The organism is Aeromonas sp. Y311-2 (assembly GCF_027706025.1).
GTDB lineage: Bacteria > Pseudomonadota > Gammaproteobacteria > Enterobacterales > Aeromonadaceae > Aeromonas > Aeromonas veronii.
Window position 1 is genome coordinate 15,786 of sequence record NZ_JAPDCL010000035.1, and the last position, 18,785, is coordinate 34,570.

Annotated in this window: 15 protein-coding genes; 10 read left to right on the forward strand and 5 right to left on the reverse strand. The window is 57.7% G+C overall.

The annotated features are described in order from the left end of the window. Positions 1-91 precede the first annotated feature (91 nt). The 5 genes from OKC42_RS21420 (at position 92) to OKC42_RS21440 (ending at position 7,375) form a co-directional block, all read left to right on the forward strand. A complete protein-coding gene (locus tag OKC42_RS21420; protein WP_270820882.1) occupies positions 92-613 on the forward strand; it encodes a curlin in 522 nt (173 codons plus the stop codon). A gap of 34 nt (positions 614-647) precedes the next feature. Beyond that, the gene (locus OKC42_RS21425) at positions 648-2,237 is read left to right on the forward strand and encodes a curlin (RefSeq protein WP_270820883.1); all 1,590 of its coding nucleotides are present in this window, start codon (positions 648-650) and stop codon (positions 2,235-2,237) included. After that, complete coding sequence (gene csgH / locus OKC42_RS21430; protein WP_270820884.1) at positions 2,237-2,662, forward strand: curli-like amyloid fiber formation chaperone CsgH; 426 nt, start codon at positions 2,237-2,239, stop codon at positions 2,660-2,662. Before OKC42_RS21425 ends, csgH begins: the two co-directional genes overlap by 1 nt. An 89-nt stretch (positions 2,663-2,751) precedes the next feature. Next, complete coding sequence (gene uvrA, locus OKC42_RS21435; protein WP_270820885.1) at positions 2,752-5,580, forward strand: excinuclease ABC subunit UvrA; 2,829 nt, start codon at positions 2,752-2,754, stop codon at positions 5,578-5,580. Positions 5,581-5,701: 121 nt separating this feature from the next. Next, positions 5,702-7,375 carry a sensor domain-containing diguanylate cyclase gene (locus OKC42_RS21440; protein WP_333563379.1) on the forward strand — a complete coding sequence of 558 codons (1,674 nt, stop codon included), beginning with the start codon at positions 5,702-5,704 and terminating at the stop codon, positions 7,373-7,375. On the opposite strand, the gene OKC42_RS21445 is transcribed toward OKC42_RS21440, so the two are convergent. Beyond that, positions 7,372-7,503: a hypothetical protein gene (locus OKC42_RS21445; protein WP_019445201.1), complete on the reverse strand. Its 132-nt coding sequence runs from the start codon at positions 7,501-7,503 to the stop codon at positions 7,372-7,374. The two genes, OKC42_RS21440 and OKC42_RS21445, sit on opposite strands and share 4 nt — an antisense overlap. Positions 7,504-7,833: 330 nt before the next feature. On the opposite strand from OKC42_RS21445, the gene ompW reads away from it, so the two are divergent. The 3 genes from ompW (at position 7,834) to OKC42_RS21460 (ending at position 12,134) form a co-directional block, all read left to right on the forward strand. After that, positions 7,834-8,448, forward strand: a complete 615-nt coding sequence (ompW, locus tag OKC42_RS21450) for an outer membrane protein OmpW (RefSeq protein ID WP_005354990.1) — start codon at positions 7,834-7,836, stop codon at positions 8,446-8,448. A gap of 222 nt (positions 8,449-8,670) precedes the next feature. After that, a complete protein-coding gene (locus OKC42_RS21455) occupies positions 8,671-10,650 on the forward strand; it encodes a HAMP domain-containing methyl-accepting chemotaxis protein (RefSeq protein ID WP_270820887.1) in 1,980 nt (659 codons plus the stop codon). 8 nt (positions 10,651-10,658) lie between these two features. Beyond that, a complete protein-coding gene (locus tag OKC42_RS21460; protein WP_270820888.1) occupies positions 10,659-12,134 on the forward strand; it encodes an ABC transporter substrate-binding protein in 1,476 nt (491 codons plus the stop codon). Positions 12,135-12,205: 71 nt separating this feature from the next. Here OKC42_RS21460 and OKC42_RS21465 read toward each other — a convergent pair whose 3' ends face one another. Next, on the reverse strand, positions 12,206-13,006 hold the full coding sequence (locus OKC42_RS21465) for a GNAT family N-acetyltransferase (protein WP_270820889.1): 801 nt from the start codon (positions 13,004-13,006) through the stop codon (positions 12,206-12,208). Positions 13,007-13,335: 329 nt separating this feature from the next. Here OKC42_RS21465 and metF point away from each other — a divergent pair, with 329 nt between their 5' ends. Beyond that, complete coding sequence (metF, locus tag OKC42_RS21470) at positions 13,336-14,226, forward strand: methylenetetrahydrofolate reductase (protein ID WP_005340191.1); 891 nt, start codon at positions 13,336-13,338, stop codon at positions 14,224-14,226. Positions 14,227-14,295: 69 nt separating this feature from the next. On the opposite strand, the gene OKC42_RS21475 is transcribed toward metF, so the two are convergent. Together OKC42_RS21475 and OKC42_RS21480 are read right to left on the reverse strand one after the other, a co-directional pair. Beyond that, the gene (locus OKC42_RS21475) at positions 14,296-15,360 is read right to left on the reverse strand and encodes a DUF3103 family protein (protein WP_270820890.1); all 1,065 of its coding nucleotides are present in this window, start codon (positions 15,358-15,360) and stop codon (positions 14,296-14,298) included. A 122-nt stretch (positions 15,361-15,482) separates the two neighbouring features. Continuing rightward, positions 15,483-16,658 carry a benzoate/H(+) symporter BenE family transporter gene (locus tag OKC42_RS21480; protein ID WP_270820891.1) on the reverse strand — a complete coding sequence of 392 codons (1,176 nt, stop codon included), beginning with the start codon at positions 16,656-16,658 and terminating at the stop codon, positions 15,483-15,485. 119 nt (positions 16,659-16,777) lie between these two features. Between OKC42_RS21480 and OKC42_RS21485 the strand changes: the two genes are divergently transcribed. Then, positions 16,778-17,347, forward strand: coding sequence for a helix-turn-helix domain-containing protein (locus tag OKC42_RS21485; RefSeq protein WP_120416016.1), 570 nt, complete (start codon positions 16,778-16,780; stop codon positions 17,345-17,347). A 16-nt stretch (positions 17,348-17,363) separates the two neighbouring features. Here OKC42_RS21485 and OKC42_RS21490 read toward each other — a convergent pair whose 3' ends face one another. Next, a complete protein-coding gene (locus OKC42_RS21490; protein ID WP_270820892.1) occupies positions 17,364-18,560 on the reverse strand; it encodes an NnrS family protein in 1,197 nt (398 codons plus the stop codon). Positions 18,561-18,785 lie beyond the last annotated feature (225 nt).

An 18,785-nucleotide genomic window follows, 5' to 3' on the forward strand; every position in this document is an offset into this window, starting at 1 on the left:
GCTTTTCATCCTCGAATCAGCGGAGTGCCTGATAGGCCGCCTCTGGTCTGACAGGGATACTGTGGGCGTTTTCCAACAAGGCGATGGCGCGATGAAACACCTGTTGAGTGCTCTCATTTTCCTGCTGATATCGGGCGCCCCGCAACTCGCCGCAGAGCCTGCCGTCTTCGACGAGCTGGCGATGGCAAGCGAGCTGGATTCCTGTCTGCAGAACGATGGGAATCAGGCGCTGTTGTGGCAACTCGGTGGCGAGCAGCAACTGCACCTCACCCAGCAAGGGGAGCTGAATCAGGCGCGTCTGCTGCAACAGGGTTGGGCCAATGAGTTGGCACTCTCCCAAGTGGGAGATGAGAACTGGGTCAATGGTGCGCAACTGGGCGAGGGCAATAGCGCCGAGCTCTATCAGGCGGGCATCAATAACCGGATTTGGCTGCTGCAACAAGGCAGCGGCAATGAAGCCTGGATCAGTCAGCAAGGGGCAGACAATCAGGCCCGGGCGATCCAGCTGGGTGATGGCAATCAGGCCAACATCGAGCAAAACGGGTATGGATTGGCGGCAACCGTTATTCAGACGGGAGCCAATCAGCAAGTAAATGTCGTTCAAACCAACTGAGCCTAGGCTCAACCATTAGCACGAGAGGGAAATCATGTTTAAACTTACCATCATTGCCTCGGCAGTTCTTCTGGCGACCAGCACCGCTTGGGCGGCATCTACTGGCAATCAGGCTGAGGTGACTCAGGCTCAATTCTCCAGCGGCAACCTGGCGTACATCCAGCAGGTCGAGGAGAGCACGGCAAACAAGGCGGCGATCTATCAACAGGGTAACGACAACCTCGCCTTGACCGAGCAGCGCAATACCGGTGCTTCCACTGCTGATATCAAGCAAGCCGGTGGCCAGAACGAAGGGGAGGTATTGCAGCAGGGGGTGACCAATAAATCGACCGCGACCATTGATACCAGCGGGCAGCTGAACAAGGCCTCGATTACCCAGCAGTACTATAACGGTGAGGCCACTGCCCGGGTGAGCCAGCTCGGTGACAGTAACAATGCTCTCATTAAACAGGATGATGGTAACGGCGCTATTTCAGTGATTGAGCAGCAAGCGGATGGTAACAGCGCGCAGATCAATAACTACTGGTCTGATTATGCCAGCGCGACCATTACCCAGTCAGGAGAAGGTGGGCATAATGCGGATGTCGATCAACGCGAATCCGATGGTGCCGTTGCCAGAGTGGCTCAAGAGGGTGGCAATAACACGGCCTTAGTCGCACAACGTACAAGCAACTTCGGTTACGGCGCAAACGAGGGTACCTCTGCGGTCGTGAAGCAAAGTGGCAATGACAACACTGCCGAGGTCACTCAGCTGGGGCTGGCCAACGTGGCAACGGTGGAGCAAAGCGGGACCGCTGGCAGCGTGACAGCCCAGCAGTCTGGTGCGACCGCCGGACAAGGGAACAACCTGCTGGCCAAGCAGGCTGGTTCCGGTGAAACCGCCCTTCTGACCCAGACCGGAAATCGTAACCAGATCGACTCTGAGCAGAGAGGTTCTGAGGATCTGTTGACCATCACCCAGAATGGTAACGAGAACATCGCCAACGCCAGACAGAGCGGCACTGGTGAAACGGCGGTCGTGACTCAGCTGGGTAATGGCAACCAGGCCGATACCAACCAGCAGGGGTCTGGCAACACTGCACAGGTCACTCAGAATGGCAGCAATAACCAGGCAGTGGTTGATCAGCTGGCCAGCAGCGTGGGTGGGTCTGTCACTATCGATCAGTTGGGTAGCGACAACTATGCCAATGCAGTGCAAGAGGAAGGTAGTCGCAACAAGGTCGATATTGACCAGAACGGCACTGGCAACCAGGTTGCCGCCGCGCGTGGCGTTGAGGGCAAAGGAGCCTGGACCTGGGGCTCGGACAACGAGCTGGTCGTGGCTCAGAAAGGCACTGACAACTGGGCCTATGCCGATGCGTCTCACTCTGACTCTGTGGTCAAAGTGACCCAGGATGGCGAGCAGAACAATGCCAAGGTCGAATCCTATCTGGGGAGCGACAACACGCTCACCGTGAGCCAGTTCGGTGAAAAACACGTGGCCAACGTTTACGTCAATGGCGGCATGGGTGGTGGTAATAACGAAGTCGACGTTGCACAAACCGACAGCCTCAACACTGCCAATGTGACTGTCTATGGCAGCGATAACATGGCCTATGTCTATCAGGGGTCTGGTAGCAACTGATGGTCATCTCCGGATTCAGGGGCCTGCGGGCCCCTCTTTTATTGGTGCCGCTCTGTGGGTTGATGCTGGTTTATCGCGTTCCTTCACCAGTAACTGCAAGGGAAACCGAGATAGAACCCGATCCGTCGATCCGCTTGTCCCTCAATATGGTGCAGAGCGAACAGGGGCTGTCACTTGCACCGACGCTGTTCAGCAAGCGCGACGTGACGGTGAGTGTCAGGTTGCTGGTGCATGGCGAAGGGGCCGCCGGGAGCACGACTCAGCGCCAGAGCCGTAATCTGTCGCTGCAGGCTGGAGTGGTCATGGCGGTTGGCAAAATAGGGCTGGGTTTACGTTGCCCCTATCGGGTCAAGGTCACCGCCCGGATATGGCAAAACGAGCGGCTGCTGGTGGAGAAAAAAGAGCAGATGGCGTGCGCCGGATGATGCGCATTTCATCTCATGACTGTCTATTCATCCAGTAGTCTCTATGCCATACTGACTCGCTCAGGTTTCTGTATCGAGCGTGCAACAAGATGGAAAAGATCGTGGTCCGGGGTGCTCGCACCCACAACCTCAAGAACATCAATCTGACCCTGCCCCGCGACAAGCTGATCGTGGTCACCGGCCTCTCCGGTTCGGGCAAATCCTCTCTGGCGTTCGATACCCTCTATGCCGAGGGGCAGCGCCGCTATGTTGAGTCCCTCTCCGCCTATGCCCGCCAGTTCCTCTCCTTGATGGAGAAGCCGGACGTCGACCATATCGAGGGGCTCTCGCCCGCCATCTCCATCGAGCAGAAGTCCACCTCCCACAACCCGCGCTCGACCGTCGGTACCATCACCGAAATCTACGACTACCTGCGTTTGCTGTTTGCCCGGGTCGGTGAGCCGCGCTGCCCGACTCACGCCATTCCGCTCGCCGCCCAGACCATCAGCCAGATGGTGGATCAGGTGCTGGCCCAACCGGAGGGGAGCAAGCTGATGCTGCTGGCCCCGGTGGTGCGCGATCGCAAGGGGGAGCACACCAAGCTGCTGGAGAATCTGGCGGCCCAGGGCTACATCCGTGCCCGTATCGACGGCGAGGTGTGCGACCTCTCCGATCCTCCGACTCTGGAGCTGCACAAGAAGCACACCATCGAGGTGGTGGTGGATCGCTTCAAGGTGCGCGAGGACCTTGCCTTGCGTTTGGCCGAGTCGTTCGAGACGGCGCTTACTCTCTCCGGCGGCATCGTACTGGTAGTGCCGATGGACGGCGAGGAGGGCGTCCCCCCCATGACTTTCTCCGCCAACTTCGCCTGCCCGGAGTGCGGCTACTCCATGTCGGAGCTGGAGCCGCGCATCTTCTCCTTCAACAATCCGGCTGGTGCCTGCCCGACTTGTGACGGTCTCGGGGTGCAGCAATATTTCGATCCGGCCAAGGTGATCGGCGATCCGGCCATCAGTCTGGCCAACGGCGCCATCCGTGGCTGGGACAAGCGCAGCTTCTACTACTTCCAGATGCTGAAATCCCTCTCCGAGCACTACAAGTTCGATCTGGAGACGCCGTGGGAAGATCTGCCGGTCAAGACCCAGGAGGTGATCCTGCGTGGCTCCGGACGTACCGAGATCGAGTTCCGCTACATGAACGACCGCGGCGACGTGGTGGTGCGTAAGCACCCGTTCGAGGGGATCCTGCACAACATGGAGCGTCGCTATCGGGAAACCGAGTCCAACTCGGTGCGTGAAGAGCTCTCCAAATACATCGCCAACAAATCCTGTACCAGCTGCGGTGGCAGCCGACTGCGGGAAGAGGCGCGCCACGTCTTCGTCGACAACCGCAATCTGCCGGCCATCGCCGAGCAGTCCATCGGGGATGCACTGGCCTTCTTCGAAGGACTGAACCTCACCGGCCAGCGCGCCCAGATTGCCGAGAAGATCCTGAAAGAGATCGTTGAGCGGCTCGGCTTCCTGGTGAATGTGGGTCTCAACTACCTGAGCCTGTCCCGCAGCGCCGAGACCCTCTCAGGTGGCGAAGCGCAGCGCATTCGACTGGCCAGCCAGATTGGTGCCGGTCTGGTGGGCGTCATGTATGTACTCGATGAGCCTTCCATCGGTCTGCATCAGCGTGACAACGAGCGGTTGCTCAAGACCCTCACCCATCTGCGCGATCTCGGCAACACGGTGATCGTGGTGGAGCACGACGAGGATGCCATCCGCCTCGCCGACCATGTGCTCGATATCGGCCCGGGCGCTGGCGTGCACGGTGGCGAGATTGTTGCGCAGGGCACCCCCCAGCAGATCATCGACAATCCGGAGTCGCTGACCGGTGACTACCTCTCCGGTCGCAAGCAGATCGCCATTCCGGCCGAGCGTACCCCGCTTACCGGCAAGTGGCTAAAACTCAAGGGGGCGAGCGGCAACAACTTGCGCAACGTCAATCTTGATCTGCCCATCGGAGTGATGACCTGCGTTACCGGCGTCTCCGGCTCCGGCAAGTCGACCCTGATCAACGACACCCTGTTCCGCATCGCCCACCGCGAGCTCAACAAGGCGACCGAGTCCACCCCGGCACCCTATCGCAGCGTCGAGGGGCTGGAGCATCTGGACAAGGTGGTGGATATCGACCAGAGCCCCATCGGTCGAACCCCGCGCTCCAACCCGGCCACCTATACCGGTTTGTTCACTCCGATCCGCGAGCTGCTCTCCGGCACCCAGGAGGCGCGTTCGCGCGGCTACCAGCCGGGCCGCTTCTCCTTCAACGTGAAGGGGGGCCGCTGCGAAGCGTGTCAGGGGGATGGGGTCATCAAGGTGGAGATGCACTTCCTGCCGGATGTCTACGTGCCGTGCGACGTCTGCAAGGGCAAGCGCTACAACCGCGAGACCCTGGAGGTGAAGTACAAGGGCAAGAACATCCACGAGATCCTCGAGATGACGGTGGAAGATGCCCGCGAGTTCTTCGATCCGGTGCCGGCGGTAGCGCGCAAGCTGCAGACCCTGATGGACGTGGGCCTCTCCTATATCCGTCTCGGCCAGTCGGCCACCACGCTGTCGGGCGGCGAGGCGCAGCGGGTCAAGCTGGCGCGTGAGCTCTCCAAGCGGGACACCGGTCAGACTCTATACATTCTGGATGAGCCGACCACAGGGCTGCACTTCCACGACATCCAGCAACTGCTCAAGGTTCTGCACCAGTTGCGGGATCGCGGCAACACCATCGTCATCATCGAGCACAATCTTGATGTGGTAAAAACTGCCGACTGGATCGTCGATTTGGGACCGGAGGGAGGCGCCGGTGGTGGCCGCATTCTGGTGACGGGGACGCCGGAAGAGATTTGCACCAATAAAGAGTCTCATACAGCTCGTTTTTTACGACCGCTATTGGCGCGATAAGCCGTTATAATCGAGGGGCCTTTGGCCCCTTTTTGTTATAAAAATCGGGAGCATAGGGGGAAGCTCGTCAGGTGTGGGCAGGCTTGGCATCTCAGCATCATGGTAATGGATATATCGGGTTATGGCTCAGGCTCCGCGAACGATTGATCATCAATTGGCTTACTCCATGTTCCCCATCTGGCTGGGGGCGATCCTGCTATTGCTGGTCCTGCTGGCGTGGGCCCAGATCCCGGCTGCCAGCCGGATTGAAGAGCAGCGAATGAAGGAGCATCTGCTGCGCGTGACCAAGGCGGTGCAGGCGGATGTGGCAGCTCTGGATGCATTCAGTCGGGATTGGGGCATCTGGGATGACAGTCACCGTTTTATGGACAACAAAAGCAGGGGGTACATCGAATCCAACCTGTTCAGTGATATGCCGATGCGGGATTTTAGTCTCAACCTGATGAGTTTTATGGATCTCACCGGCTACGAAGTCTGGACGCGCACCCTGCTACCCGATGCGCCGGGGATCAATCCGGATCAGTTTCCCTACTTCCTTGATGAACTGAAAAAGCAGTTAAGGGCGCGCTCGGTGGCGCAAGGGGGCATCAATCTGCACGGGATCCGTGCTTCCCAGTGGGGGCCGCTGATGTACTCGTGGCAGCCGATCAGAAACAGTGACGAGTCGGCTCCGTTCAACGGTTTCTTGCTGGTTGTACGTTGGCTCGACAAGGCCTACCTCGAGCAGGTATCTGAGCGTACCGCGATGCCACTGGCGATCTCCCACGCCAATCTGGATGTCACCGCTACCTTCAAACCACTGAAACCGCAAATAACGTATCGCCTGATCGACCTTGGGCTGACCCGGCTCAGGGGAGAGGTGCGACTGCTTAACAGCGATAACCAGCCGGTACTGACTCTGGTGATTGAGGAGGAGAGAAAGATCTTGAGTGGCGTCATGGAGGGGGCGCTCTGGACCTTTATCGGCATGCTGTTTATCAGTTTTATCTGCGTCATGATCGCCATGTATCGGCTCAATAGCATTGTGCTTACCCCGTTGCAGCAGCTGGTGTCGGCGCTGCAACGCTTTGGCGATCGGCCAGATGCCACCTTGATCCCCTATATCGACAGCAGCGCCGAGATGGCGACCCTGAGCGGCAAGTTCAAGGAGATGGCCAGCAAGGTCAGTCAGCAACACGATGATTTGTTGGAAAAATCCAGCCAGATGGAGATGGCTGCATTCACCGACCCCTTGACCCGTTGTTTCAATCGTCGCTATCTCGATGGTTGGTTGCAGGCCAACCGGGCCAAACCTTGTCTGTTATTGCTGCTGGATCTGGATCATTTCAAGCGGATCAATGACCGCCTTGGCCATGACATCGGGGATCTGGTGCTGAAACAGCTGGCGGATCTGCTGCGCAAGGTGGTGACAGGAGAGCGCGAGCCTATCATCCGGCTGGGCGGGGAGGAGTTCTTGTTGCTGTTGCAGGTGGATGACGAGCAAGAGTTGGCGCTGCGGGTCGAATATCTGCGCCAGCGTGTCGCTCAGCACCGCTTTGGCAAAGAGGATGCGCCACTCTGGTTGACGGTGTCGCTGGGGTTCTGCCGCTATCCGTTGCACCCGGAGTGTCCGGATTCATTCTGGAGTCACAGCTTCAAACTGGCGGACATGGCGCTGTACCAGGCCAAAGTCGGCGGGCGAAATCGGTGGTTTGGCTATGCTGGTACCCTCTCTGCGGAGGGCATGGGCCAGACTCCGGAACAGCTTGCCGAAGGGGGGAATATCACCCTGCTGCACTCTGTCAACCCGGATTAACCCTGCCGTACCAATACCAGATAGGCCAGGGCGACAATAAAACCGAGCAGGATAAAGAGAAAGGATCCGATACCCCACACGGCCGCGAGAAAGGCCCCCACCTTTTGCCATTTCGACTCATTTTTCATAAACAAACCATTACTTCCCAGTAACTTGCATGGCGCAAAAAATACGCTGATTTGCCCATATTAACAACAATTAATAGCCGCTCTGCCGCGCAATAAGATGTGGTTTGCTTGCCTCTTTTGGCGCTGTGTGCGGGGAGTTACAACCTGCAGAAACAGGCATTTCAGCTTGTTATCTGGGGACTCAACGAGATTGGGATGGCGCGCAAAGATGTCACACCAATCGATTTATTTCTGTGCAACCTTTGCTCCAAGTCAATAACTTTGCATTTACAAGGGCATATAGTCAGCGGGCTTACAGCATCAAATGAAAACAAAAAAAGGGATTACGTGATGAAAAAATTACTTCCTCTGATGATTGCCGCTGCAGTGACCTCTCCTTTCGCCATGGCCCATCAGGCTGGTGATATTCTGGTTCGTGGTGGTTTGGCCATCGTTTCTCCTCAGGAGAGCAGTGACAATGTATTGGGTACCGGTGAATTTGAGATTAACAGTAATCAACAGCTTGGCCTGACCCTCGGTTATATGATCACCGACAACTGGGGTGTTGAGTTGCTGGCTGCAACCCCATTCTCCCATAGAGTGAGTACTCGCGATCTTGGTGAGATTGCCAAGGTTAAACATCTGCCTCCAACATTGATGGCCCAGTACTATTTTGGCGATGCCCAGAGCAAGGTTCGCCCGTATGTTGGTGTGGGTGTGAACTACACCACCTTCTTTGATGAGAAGGGGGTGGGAGCACTTGATGGTGCCAATATCAGCCTTGACGACTCTTGGGGTCTGGCAGGTCAGGTCGGTATCGATATGGCGGTTACAGATCGCTGGTTTGTAAACGGTTCAGCCTGGATCATGGATATCGATACAGATGTTAAAGTTGATGGTGTTGGCACCTTCAAAACGCATATCGACCCGATGGCCTTTATGGTGGGTGTTGGCTACCGCTTCTAATGATTCTGACTGCGGTTCTGAACGGACCGCGGAAGATAGCAAAGTACGTCTCTTTCAGCCCGGCTTGTGCCGGGCTTTTTTCGTATGGCTGATTTTGTCTGTACTGTGACCCAACCCGATACAAATCAATTAAATACCTGCCGCTTTATTTCAGTTATTCGCCACCCCTGCCGATAGTGACTATGTTCACTTTACCTTCCCCCAATGAGTGAGGATGTCTCCATGGGCTTATCTATCGTGCAGCGGATCATCGCCGGATTCGTGTTGATGCTGCTGTTGCTGATCCTGCTTGGTGTGATCAGTACCTTTAAAATCAAGGGTATAAATGACGGCCTCTCTGCCGTATCTGACCGGGCAACCCCGCTGGTCGTGGCTGTCGCAGGTCTCAAGGGGGCACTGCAGGATAGCAACCGCTGGGTGCTGGTCTACCGCACCAGTGAAGATGCCGCCCAGTTGCCGCAGCTGGCCAATCAGTTCAAGGAGCAGCAGAACCGCTTCGCCCAGCTGAGTCAGGAGATGGGTAAATTTACCGACGTAGCGGATTCTCGTGCCCGCTTCCAGCAGGTCGAGAGTGCTACCACTCAATTTTATGGCTTGGCGGATCAGGTGTTGGCCCAGCATCGGCAGTGGGTCAGTGCACTGGAGCAGCGCCACAAGCTGGAGATGGAATTTATCCGCCTTGAGGATACATACCAGTGGGCGGCGGATCTGCTGCTGCAACAGACCGCCAGCAAGCGCTCCATGCGCAACAAGGCGGAACTTATTACCTCAGGTATCGCCCGCGATCTGAAGAATATCCGCCGTGCCGATGCCAAAACCGACCTGAACGAGCTGGAAAAGGTACTCAGCAAGGACATCGAGATGGCCCGCAAGCGTCTGGAACGGGTGCTGGTGCCCGATGATGTGAAAGCGCGGTTTGTCTCCAATCTGGATCGGATGCAGGAGCTGGCACTTGGCGCTCAGGGCTTGCTGGCAACCATGCGTCAGGCTCAGCAACTGGCGCTGTCGCTGGCCACGCAAAATCAGCAGCTGGATGCCAGTCTGGTCAACAGCCTCAATTTGCTCGATGAGATGGGCAAGTCCGCCGGTGCCATCGCCAGCGACAGCCGGATCAACGCCGATGCGGCGGTCAGCAGTGCCAGCTTCTGGATCCTGGTGGTTGCCGCTATGTCGGCCGCTGCCGCGCTGGTGATCGGCTATACCACGGCGCGCAGCATTCAGCGCCCGTTGCAGATGATCAACAAGGAGCTCGATTACATGGCGGCCGGGGACATGACCCGCCGCATCAACTACCGCAGCAGTTGCGAATTTGGCAGCCTCTCTCGCTCCATCGATACGCTGGCGGGCAAGACCGGCGAGCTGCTCTCTCAAATCAATGCGGGCTCCCGTCATCTGGTGGATGAGGCGAGCCGCGCCGCCGAGATCAGCGAACGGGCCATGTCCCGGGTACAGGAGCAGAAGAGCCAGACCGATCAGGTGGCCGCCGCCATTACCGAGCTGGAAGTGAGCGCCACCGAGGTGGCCCGCTCTACCGATGGCACCAAGCGCGAAGTGGATCTGGCCGATGACGAGGCACGCAGTGGCCGCCAGAAAGTGGCCACCACTCGCCGGATCACCGAGCAGCTGGCTGGCGCCATGGAGGAGGCTGTCGGCATCACCTATAAGCTTGGGGAATTCAGCAACAACATCGGCAGCATTCTCGATGTGATCCGCAGTATTGCCGAGCAAACCAACCTGCTGGCCTTGAACGCCGCCATCGAAGCGGCCCGTGCTGGCGATGCAGGTCGCGGTTTTGCGGTGGTGGCCGATGAGGTGCGGGCACTGGCCAATCGCACCCAGACTTCGACCGAAGAGATCCAGGGGATGATTGAGAACCTGCAAAGCTCCAGCAAGCATGTGGTTGAAGTGATGGGGCGTAGCCAAGAGCAGACCCAGAGCTGTGTCGAGCAGACTCGCGAGATGGATGTGGCGCTGCAATCCATTGCCGATCGGATGGGTGCCATCAAGTCGATGGCGGATCAGGTGGCCCATGCCGCTCAGGAGCAAATCTCCGTCAGTCAGGGGGTCGCTCGTCATATCGCCGGTATTGCCGATGTGGCATACGAGACCGAGCGGGAGGCGCGCGAATCCGCCAGCAGCAGTGAAGTACTGGCCGACCTGGTCGCCAAACAGCAGCAATTGATCGCACATTTCAAGGTCTAGGAGGGCTTATGTCTAAAAAGTGGATTGGAGCCCTGAGTCTCCTGTTGTGTGGCCAGCTGATGGCCAGCGAGCTGGTGATTGAAAGCTGGCGAACCGATGATAAGGCGTTGTGGGAGCAGAAAATCATCCCGGCCTTTGAAGCGGCGCATCCCGGTATCAAGGTGAGTTTTCATCCGGTGCAGAACGTCAACTACATGCCCACCCTGTGGGAGAGCCTGAAAGGCGGTAAGGCGGGGGATCTCATTACCTGTCGTCCGTTTGATGACTCGCTCGCCCTGTTCAAGGCGGGCCATCTGGCCGAGCTGACCGAAATGGCAGGAATGGAGAACTTCCCGAGTTTTGCCCAGTCACCTTGGCAGACGGATTCCGGTGCCCAGACCTTCTGTGTGCCGATGGCCTCGGTGATCCATGGCTTCTTCTATAACAAGAAGATCCTCAGTGAATTGGGGGTCACCTTGCCTCAAACCCGCGACCAGTTCTTCGCCGTGCTGGACAAGATCAAGGCCGACGGGCGTTATGTGCCGCTGGCCATGAGCGGTTCCGAGAGTTGGGTTGCCTCCGAACTGGGGTTCCAGAACATTGGTCCCAATTACTGGAAAGGGGAAGATGGTCGTCTGGCTCTGATTGGTGGGCAGGAGCGGTTGGATAACCCCCAATATGTGAAGGTGTTCGACGAGCTGGCCCGCTGGCGTTCCTACCTCGGTGAAGGTGGAGAGAGCCGCGATTATGCGACCAGTAACGAGCTGTTCACTTCGGGCAAGGCCGCCATCTACGTGGCGGGCTCCTGGGAGATTGCCCCCTTCACCGGCAAGGTCGATTTTGGCGTCATGCGTCCGCCGGTGGCCAAACAGGGTGATGGCTGTTTCTTTACCGACCACACCGATATCGGTATGGGGATGAATCCGGCCAGCAAGAATAAAGAGGGGGCAATGGCTTTTCTGCAGTGGCTGACGACGCCGCAATTTGCCGAGCTCTATACCAACTCGCTGCCGGGATTCTTCTCCCTCTCCAACCACTTCTTCGATGTCACCAATCCGGCGGCCAAAGAGATGATGGAGTGGCGCGATCAGTGTGACTCGACCATTCGGGTGGCGACCCAGATCCTCTCCCGTGGTACGCCCAAGTTGGGGGATGAACTGGCAGAGGTGAGTCAGGCTGTGCTGCTTGGCAAGATGGAGCCCAAAGCTGCCGCTGATCGACTGGAAAGTGGCTTGAAGGGCTGGTATGCCCCTCATCAGGGCAACAAGGCCAAGAGCGCGGATTGTCAGTGTGATGCTGTTGCCCCTGCTCCTGCTTCGGCTTCAGCGCCAGCGACTGAGGTGTCCGCAGCCCCCGCGACCAGTGAAACATCGGCCGTGGTGGCACCAGCTGTGACTTCCGCAGAACCCGCATCAGCGGTTGCTGCCCCATTACCGGCGCAGTCGGATGAGGTGGAACAGGCGCTCTCCAACGAGTTGGAAGCGCCACAGCAGCCACAGCAATAGGTCATCGGCATCAATAAAAACGGGAGGCATCGCCTCCCGTTTTTTATGGTTCGCGGCCAGCAGGTATCGCTTTATTGTGCTTCGTGGGGCCAGCGGCAGAGGCTGCCGATGCGGGCAACCGGGGCAAACCCCAGGGAGCGGTAAATGCGCTGGGCATGGTAATGCTCGTCAGCCACTATGATGAGCTGTTTGGCGCGGGACAATCCTGCGCGAGCCACTTGACTCAGCAGCTGGCGGCATAACCCCTGGTTGCGCCACGCATGGTGCGTGCGTACCAACTGGAAGCGCCCAAGTGTGCCGCAAAAGAAGAGACCGCAGCTGGCGACCAGTTGCCCCTCTCGCCAGATCCCCCACCAGTCCCCGAGACCATCGGCAATCATGGCCTGATAGAGCGCCTGACGGGATCGAAGATAGGGGAGATAGCTCTGTTCCGAGTGCCCCTCATCCCGTTCATGGAGTTCGAAGTCGAGCCACTCAGGCCAATCAGCAGTGGTGAAGGTACGTGCCTCAACCTTGTTCATGTCGCCGTGAGGAGGTGGGCAACTCTGTTCATCCAGTGCCAGCACCACGCACTCCATATATTGGTAACCCGTTGCGACAAAACCGGCGATCCGGCTGTTTTGCCCGGCTGCCAGTGGCCATTGGAAGGTGCGGTGGCGCACTCGAGGATCTTGACCGATCAACTGATCGAATGCGGCTTCCAGCCAGCCTTTGTCACGGTCGCTGGGCGGGGTGGGGAGCAGCAGGTAGTTGCCGAAGTAGTAATCGGGAGCATCCGGCGTGCGAACCGCCCAGAACTGATCGTGCTGAACAACCTCGCCCTGATAGCGATCGAACAGCAAGTCGGTGGCAAAGCCGGGGTGGGTATCCATGATGGTGCTCCTGCAAAGACTCATTCTGTTATCGGCAGGAGTGGGAAATAGATGAAAAGGGGCCGGAGAAACCTCCGGCCAAACAATCACACGCAGATTCAGAACGTCCAGGACGATCTGCCCCCATCATAACTCGACTGGGGCAATTTTGGGATGGGCACTTTTCGGTTACGTACCGTTAATTTTGTAAATATGAAGTTCGTCAGATCGGAAGTGAGGTAAATCCCTGTTGACTTTGTGTCGTTTTGCTCATAAATATAAAGACGTTTAGACGTCCAAACATCCGTTTTGACGTAGGCAGATGGATTGCAGGACAGGGAGAAGAGCAGATGGGATTTCACAGTGCACGTCAGGTTGAGGCGCTCAACCAGAGCTTGGCAGATTTGAATGGCGATATATCGGTCAGTTTCGAGTTTTTTCCGCCCAACAGTGAAGGGATGGAGAATACCCTCTGGCAGTCCATCGAACGGCTGAAAGTGCTGGAACCCAAGTTCGTCTCCGTCACCTATGGCGCCAACTCCGGTACCCGTGATCGCACCCACAAGGTGATTAAGGACATCAAGGAGCGGACAGGCCTGATTGCGGCGCCGCACCTGACCTGTATCGATGCCAGCCGCGACGAGCTGCGCACCATCGCCCGCGACTACTGGAACAGCGGTATTCGTCATATCGTGGCTCTGCGCGGTGACTTGCCGCAGGGGTTGGAGAAGCCGGATATGTATGCCACCGATCTGGTTGCCCTGCTCAAGTCAGAGGCCGACTTCGATATCTCGGTTGCCGCCTATCCGGAAGGGCACCCGGAGGCCAAGAGTGCGCAATCCGACCTGCTCAACCTCAAGCGCAAGATCGATGCCGGCGCCAACCGTGCTATCACCCAGTTCTTCTTTGATGTGGAAACGTATTTGCGCTTTCGGGATCGCTGCGCCGCCATCGGTATTGATGCCGAAATCGTGCCGGGGATCCTGCCGGTCTCCAACTATCAGACCCTGGCCAAGTTTGCCGGTTTTACCAACGTGAAGATCCCGCGTTGGATGCATCAGCGTTTCGAGGGGCTGGATAACGATCAGATGACTCGCAATCTGGTGGGGGCGAGCATCGCCATCGATCAGGTGCGCGTGCTGAGTCAGGAAGGGGTGAAGGATTTCCACTTCTATACCCTGAACCGCTCCGAGCTGACTTATGCCATCTGCCATACTCTGGGGGTTCGTCCCAAGGGTTGACCGGTGGTCACCGCGATAAAAGCAAAAAGCCAATGAGTTGCTCATTGGCTTTTTCGTTATGGCCGATTATCAAGGTCTGGTCGGGGCGATCTCTTTTGGCTCAAGATCGATGACCGCATTACCGGCAGCCCCCGGATATTGGCGATAGACCTGATCCTGCTCCAGTGTGTAGAAGGTATCCAGATAGTCGTCGTTGTTGGTCATCCAGGAGTCGGGCAGCGCCTTGACGATGCGACCGCCGAGATCGAGGAAGGGCAGCGCTTCCGGCACGCCACCCGCGGTAAAGCCGAGTTTGAGGGCTTCAATCAGCAGGGCGCTCAGCTCCTTGTAGTTGACGTTGTCATCCTGCTCCATCATCACCACATCGACGGCACCCCAGCGATAGCGATCCCAGTAAACCAGGATCTGGTTGGGGGTGTAGTCTGTGTTGTCATAGTCGAGGTAGGGCATGTCGACAATATCGACTACTGGCTCATCTCGGCTGGGATTGACCCCTGCGACCACTGCATACACTTCGGCTGCGCCGAGCAGCCAGGGCTCCTGATCATCCTTCAGTCTGATCTTTTTCAGGATACTGGTCTTGAGTGGCGCCGTGCTGGCCGCCACTCGCGGAGCGCTTTGCAGATCCGCATCGGCCAGCGCCTTGCGCATCACTTTCAAGCCTGCGTTCTTGGCTTTGACGGGATCGGCTTCGACTACCAGAACCGGCCGGGACGGTGCCTTGTCCACATCCAGATAGACGGGATTGCCAGCGCTGTCGAACGCTTCAATGGCGCTCCAGCTCTTCTCATCTCCACTTGGAACATAGGCGACCAGCGGTTCGACGCCCTGTTGCAGTGCAGCGGCCTGATCGGTGTTGGCCAGCCGCAACTGCATCAGTTGCTTGACCTCGCCATCCAGTCCTTGCCGGCTGATGGCCGCCTGGTTGGCATCGGTCGCCTGCCGCTTAAGGCGCGGGCTGGCCTTCTGCAGCAGATTGGGAAGCGGGCTCTGATATTGCTGATTGCTCAGCAGGGGCAGCAGGTTTTTCTGCTGAAGTGCGAGCTGGCGAGCCAGCTCTCGATCCGTATCGGCAGCCTGGACGCTCGTAGCACCCAGTATGGCCAGTAGTAACAAGACAGCCTGATTTTTCATTTTTATACTCCGTTGCATGGAACCTGACAGGGCACCATGTCCGGGAAGATTGGTGCCCTGACGCCACTAGAAGTAAATTAGTTTCACTTGTGAATCATTTTATGTGGATAGTGTGCAGAGGTTCACGGTTTGAGGTTCAATTGATTCCTTTGTCGATATAATTGGAACTGATAGATAGCCAGACCAATCAGCAGACCCCAGCAGGCTGCCGCGATGCCGAGCAGGCTGATCCCGGACGCGGTAATGATAAAGGTGAGCAGCGCAGCTTCTCGCGCTTCATCCTCTTGCAAGGCCGAGTGCAGGCTGCTGCCGATGGTGCCTAACAGGGCCAAACCAGCGACGCAGGTGACAAGGGCTGCCGGAAAGGCGCTAAACAGGGCCGCGACGGTTGCGCCGAAGCAGCCGGTCAGGAGATAAAAGCAACCCGCCCATACCGCAGCTGGCCAGCGGCGCCTGGTATCCGGGTCGACCTCTTTGCCCATGCAGATGGCGGCAGTGATGGCGGCCAGATTGAAGGCATAGCCGCCAAAAGGGGCGAGCAGCAGGCCAGTCAGGCCAGTCCAGCTGATCAGCGAGGAGGTGGAAGGCTGATAGCCGTGGGCCCGCAAGATGGCAATTCCCGGCATGTTTTGCGATGTCATGGTGACAATGAACAGCGGCAGCGCGATACCAAACAGAGCATCAAGGGAGAAGGCTGGCCATGTCCAGACCGGGCTGGCGAGTTGCCAGTGAAGGGTGCCCATTTGCAAATCCCCCCGCACGCTGCAGATCAGCATCCCCACTCCCAGTACTAGCACCATGGTATAGCGGGGCCAGAGATGACGACCCAGCAGGAAGGCCAGCAGCAGGGTGCCAAGCAGCAAGGGATCTTGCGGGGCGACCTTGAACAGATCCAATCCGAATCTGAGCAGCACGCCAGCGAGCATGGCGGCGGCCAGTGGAGCCGGGATATGTTTCATCAAGCGGTCGAACCAGCCGCTGATGCCACACAGAGTGATCATCAGGGACGAGATCACAAAGGCGCCGATTGCTTCCGCCAGAGTGACGTTGCCCAGCGTGGTGACCAGCAGTGCCGCGCCCGGTGTGGACCAGGCGGTTAGTATGGGTATGCGGTAATAGAGAGAGAGGCCGATGCAGCTCACCCCCATGCCGATCCCCAGCGTCCAGAGCCAGGAGGCGACTTGAGCAGTATCAGCACCTGCTGCCGTGGCGGCCTGGATGATCAGGATGACGGAACTGGTGTAGCCGACCATCACGGCGATAAAGCCTGCGACCAGATGGGGGAGTGCGAAGGGCATGACTCTTCCTCTTGGCGTTGTGACGCGCTGTGCGTTATTACGTACAATAAAACTTTGACTATATCGCCGGGCGCTATAGCGCACAAGGCACATCGTGCAAGAGTAATAAAGAGGCAGTTATGCAAGAGATGAGTCAGCATCTGGCTGCTCGACTGAAGGGGCTGCGCAGCGAGCGCGGCTGGAGCCTGGATGCCGCCGCGCGCGAAACGGGTGTCAGCAAGGCGATGCTGGGGCAGATTGAGCGGGGAGAGTCCAGCCCAACGGTGGCGACGCTGTGGAAGATAGCCACCGGTTTTCGAGTCTCATTTTCCAGTTTCATTGAGCCCACACCAGCCGTGCAGGAGGAGGTGCTCTATCGCACCGCCGATGCCATTCGCCAGCAGCCTGCGGGAGAGGGCATGCAAGTGGCCCCCCTCTTCCCTTATGAAAACCGGTTTGGTTTCGAGTTGCTTGAGCTGACCCTGTTGCCGGGTTACCAGCGTGAATCCGAGCCCCATGAGCCGGGAGTGACCGAACATGTCATCGTCATCAGCGGCATGATGGAGGTGCTGGTGGAAGGGGAGTGGCGTTCATTGGTGCAAGGAGAGGCGGTGCGTTTTGCTGCCGACCGTCCCCACGGTTATCGCAATCTGGGCATAGCCCCGGCGATTTTCCACAACCTCATCCACTATCCGGTGGCAACACCCTGAACATGTTCCGCAGTCATCAACCCGGTCGACCATCTGCTCTGGGGCGGATCAGTATCGGGGTATAGACCCAGACAAACAGACCATAGGCAGCGATCCAGGCAAGCGCGCTGAGGTTCCAGCCATGCAGGGTATAAGCAGGCCAGAACAGCGGAATCGTCCCCCGCATTGTAGCGGCAGCGATAACCAGGGCGAATGCGCCAGTGATCCTGCGTCCTACCTGCAAGGCCCGACCGCTATGGCCGAGGGAGACTCGCGCAATCATGCCCAGGATCATGGTGCCCATACAGCCTGCGCTGAGCAGGTGACTGGCCATCGACAACGTGATGGGCAGACCCGCGCTATGTGCCGCAAGGGCGAGCAGGCCAAGAGGGATAAACAGATAGGCGAGATGGAGTGACCACAGCAGGGGATGCGCAAGGGTCGATGGCAGATGCCAACGCAGTTGCCGCCACAGATGCGAACTCGCCGCCACTATATAGAGAGGCACTATATATATGCTGGTGACCCATTGGGTGGGGAGCAGCAGCCAGCAGAGCAAGATAAGCCACAGTGTCGCGAGCGCCGCCCGCTCCAGCCAGAGCTGAGGTGCAGCTTTATCCTGACCGGTTGCTCGGGCGGTGAAGAACGGAATCACCCTTCCACCCATCACGGCGATCAGGGTGGTAAACAACAGCACTGTGGTGATCAATAGGTGCTCAACGGTGGTCCAATCGGCCTGCCATAACCAGCTGGCACCATTGAGCAAGGTCAGTATCAGCAACAGGGGCACGAAGAATAGATTGCGCCATTGCCGGGTTATCAAGATAGGCTTGGCAAGGAACCAGGCGCACAGCGGCAGCCAGAGCAGGTCTGCTACCATCAGGATCATGTTCTCCTCACCCAGCCAGGGTAACAAGGTCCTTGGCAATATCCACAACCCCACCACCATTGCCAATGGCCAGCTCCGAATACCGGGATTGGCCGTCCAGTTCTGCACCGCGGTGAGCAGAAAGCCCGCGACGATGGCTGCCCCGAAACCAAACAGCATTTCATGACCATGCCACCAGATCGGGTTGGCAATCCCTGGCAAGGTTAGCCAACCGTTGAGCTGCCCCAGCCAGAGCAACATGGCGACGGCAGCAAACAGAGCCCCGAACAAGAAGAAGGGTCGGAACCCCAAGCGGAACAGCGGGACGATTTGCTCTTCCTTATGGCTATCGAGGATTTGATGCATGAGGGCATTCCAATTGAACATTTGAGATGGCAATTATAAATTGGCTTTTCAAATGTTCAATTTAAATCCGGCAATAGTCAGGATTGATGCCATTTCGAGCAAAAAAGAGGTGGTTGCTTGATATCTGAGCGAACGAATTTTTTTGATGAAAAAGCCCTTGTCATCCCGGCGCGGCTCCCTATAATGCGCCCCTACCAGCACGGCGGAACACGCCGAACTGATGAG

Coding starts and splice junctions, on each gene's coding strand:
- OKC42_RS21455 (WP_270820887.1), top strand. CDS start 8,671: ATGGGCTTATCTATCGTGCAGCGGATCATCGCCGGATTCGTGTTGATG.
- OKC42_RS21445 (WP_019445201.1), bottom strand. CDS start 7,503: ATGAAAAATGAGTCGAAATGGCAAAAGGTGGGGGCCTTTCTCGCGGCC.
- OKC42_RS21440 (WP_333563379.1), top strand. CDS start 5,702: ATGGCTCAGGCTCCGCGAACGATTGATCATCAATTGGCTTACTCCATG.
- OKC42_RS21490 (WP_270820892.1), bottom strand. CDS start 18,560: ATGCATCAAATCCTCGATAGCCATAAGGAAGAGCAAATCGTCCCGCTG.
- OKC42_RS21485 (WP_120416016.1), top strand. CDS start 16,778: ATGCAAGAGATGAGTCAGCATCTGGCTGCTCGACTGAAGGGGCTGCGC.
- OKC42_RS21420 (WP_270820882.1), top strand. CDS start 92: ATGAAACACCTGTTGAGTGCTCTCATTTTCCTGCTGATATCGGGCGCC.
- OKC42_RS21460 (WP_270820888.1), top strand. CDS start 10,659: ATGTCTAAAAAGTGGATTGGAGCCCTGAGTCTCCTGTTGTGTGGCCAG.
- OKC42_RS21480 (WP_270820891.1), bottom strand. CDS start 16,658: ATGCCCTTCGCACTCCCCCATCTGGTCGCAGGCTTTATCGCCGTGATG.
- ompW (WP_005354990.1), top strand. CDS start 7,834: ATGAAAAAATTACTTCCTCTGATGATTGCCGCTGCAGTGACCTCTCCT.
- OKC42_RS21465 (WP_270820889.1), bottom strand. CDS start 13,006: ATGGATACCCACCCCGGCTTTGCCACCGACTTGCTGTTCGATCGCTAT.
- metF (WP_005340191.1), top strand. CDS start 13,336: ATGGGATTTCACAGTGCACGTCAGGTTGAGGCGCTCAACCAGAGCTTG.
- csgH (WP_270820884.1), top strand. CDS start 2,237: ATGGTCATCTCCGGATTCAGGGGCCTGCGGGCCCCTCTTTTATTGGTG.
- OKC42_RS21425 (WP_270820883.1), top strand. CDS start 648: ATGTTTAAACTTACCATCATTGCCTCGGCAGTTCTTCTGGCGACCAGC.
- uvrA (WP_270820885.1), top strand. CDS start 2,752: ATGGAAAAGATCGTGGTCCGGGGTGCTCGCACCCACAACCTCAAGAAC.
- OKC42_RS21475 (WP_270820890.1), bottom strand. CDS start 15,360: ATGAAAAATCAGGCTGTCTTGTTACTACTGGCCATACTGGGTGCTACG.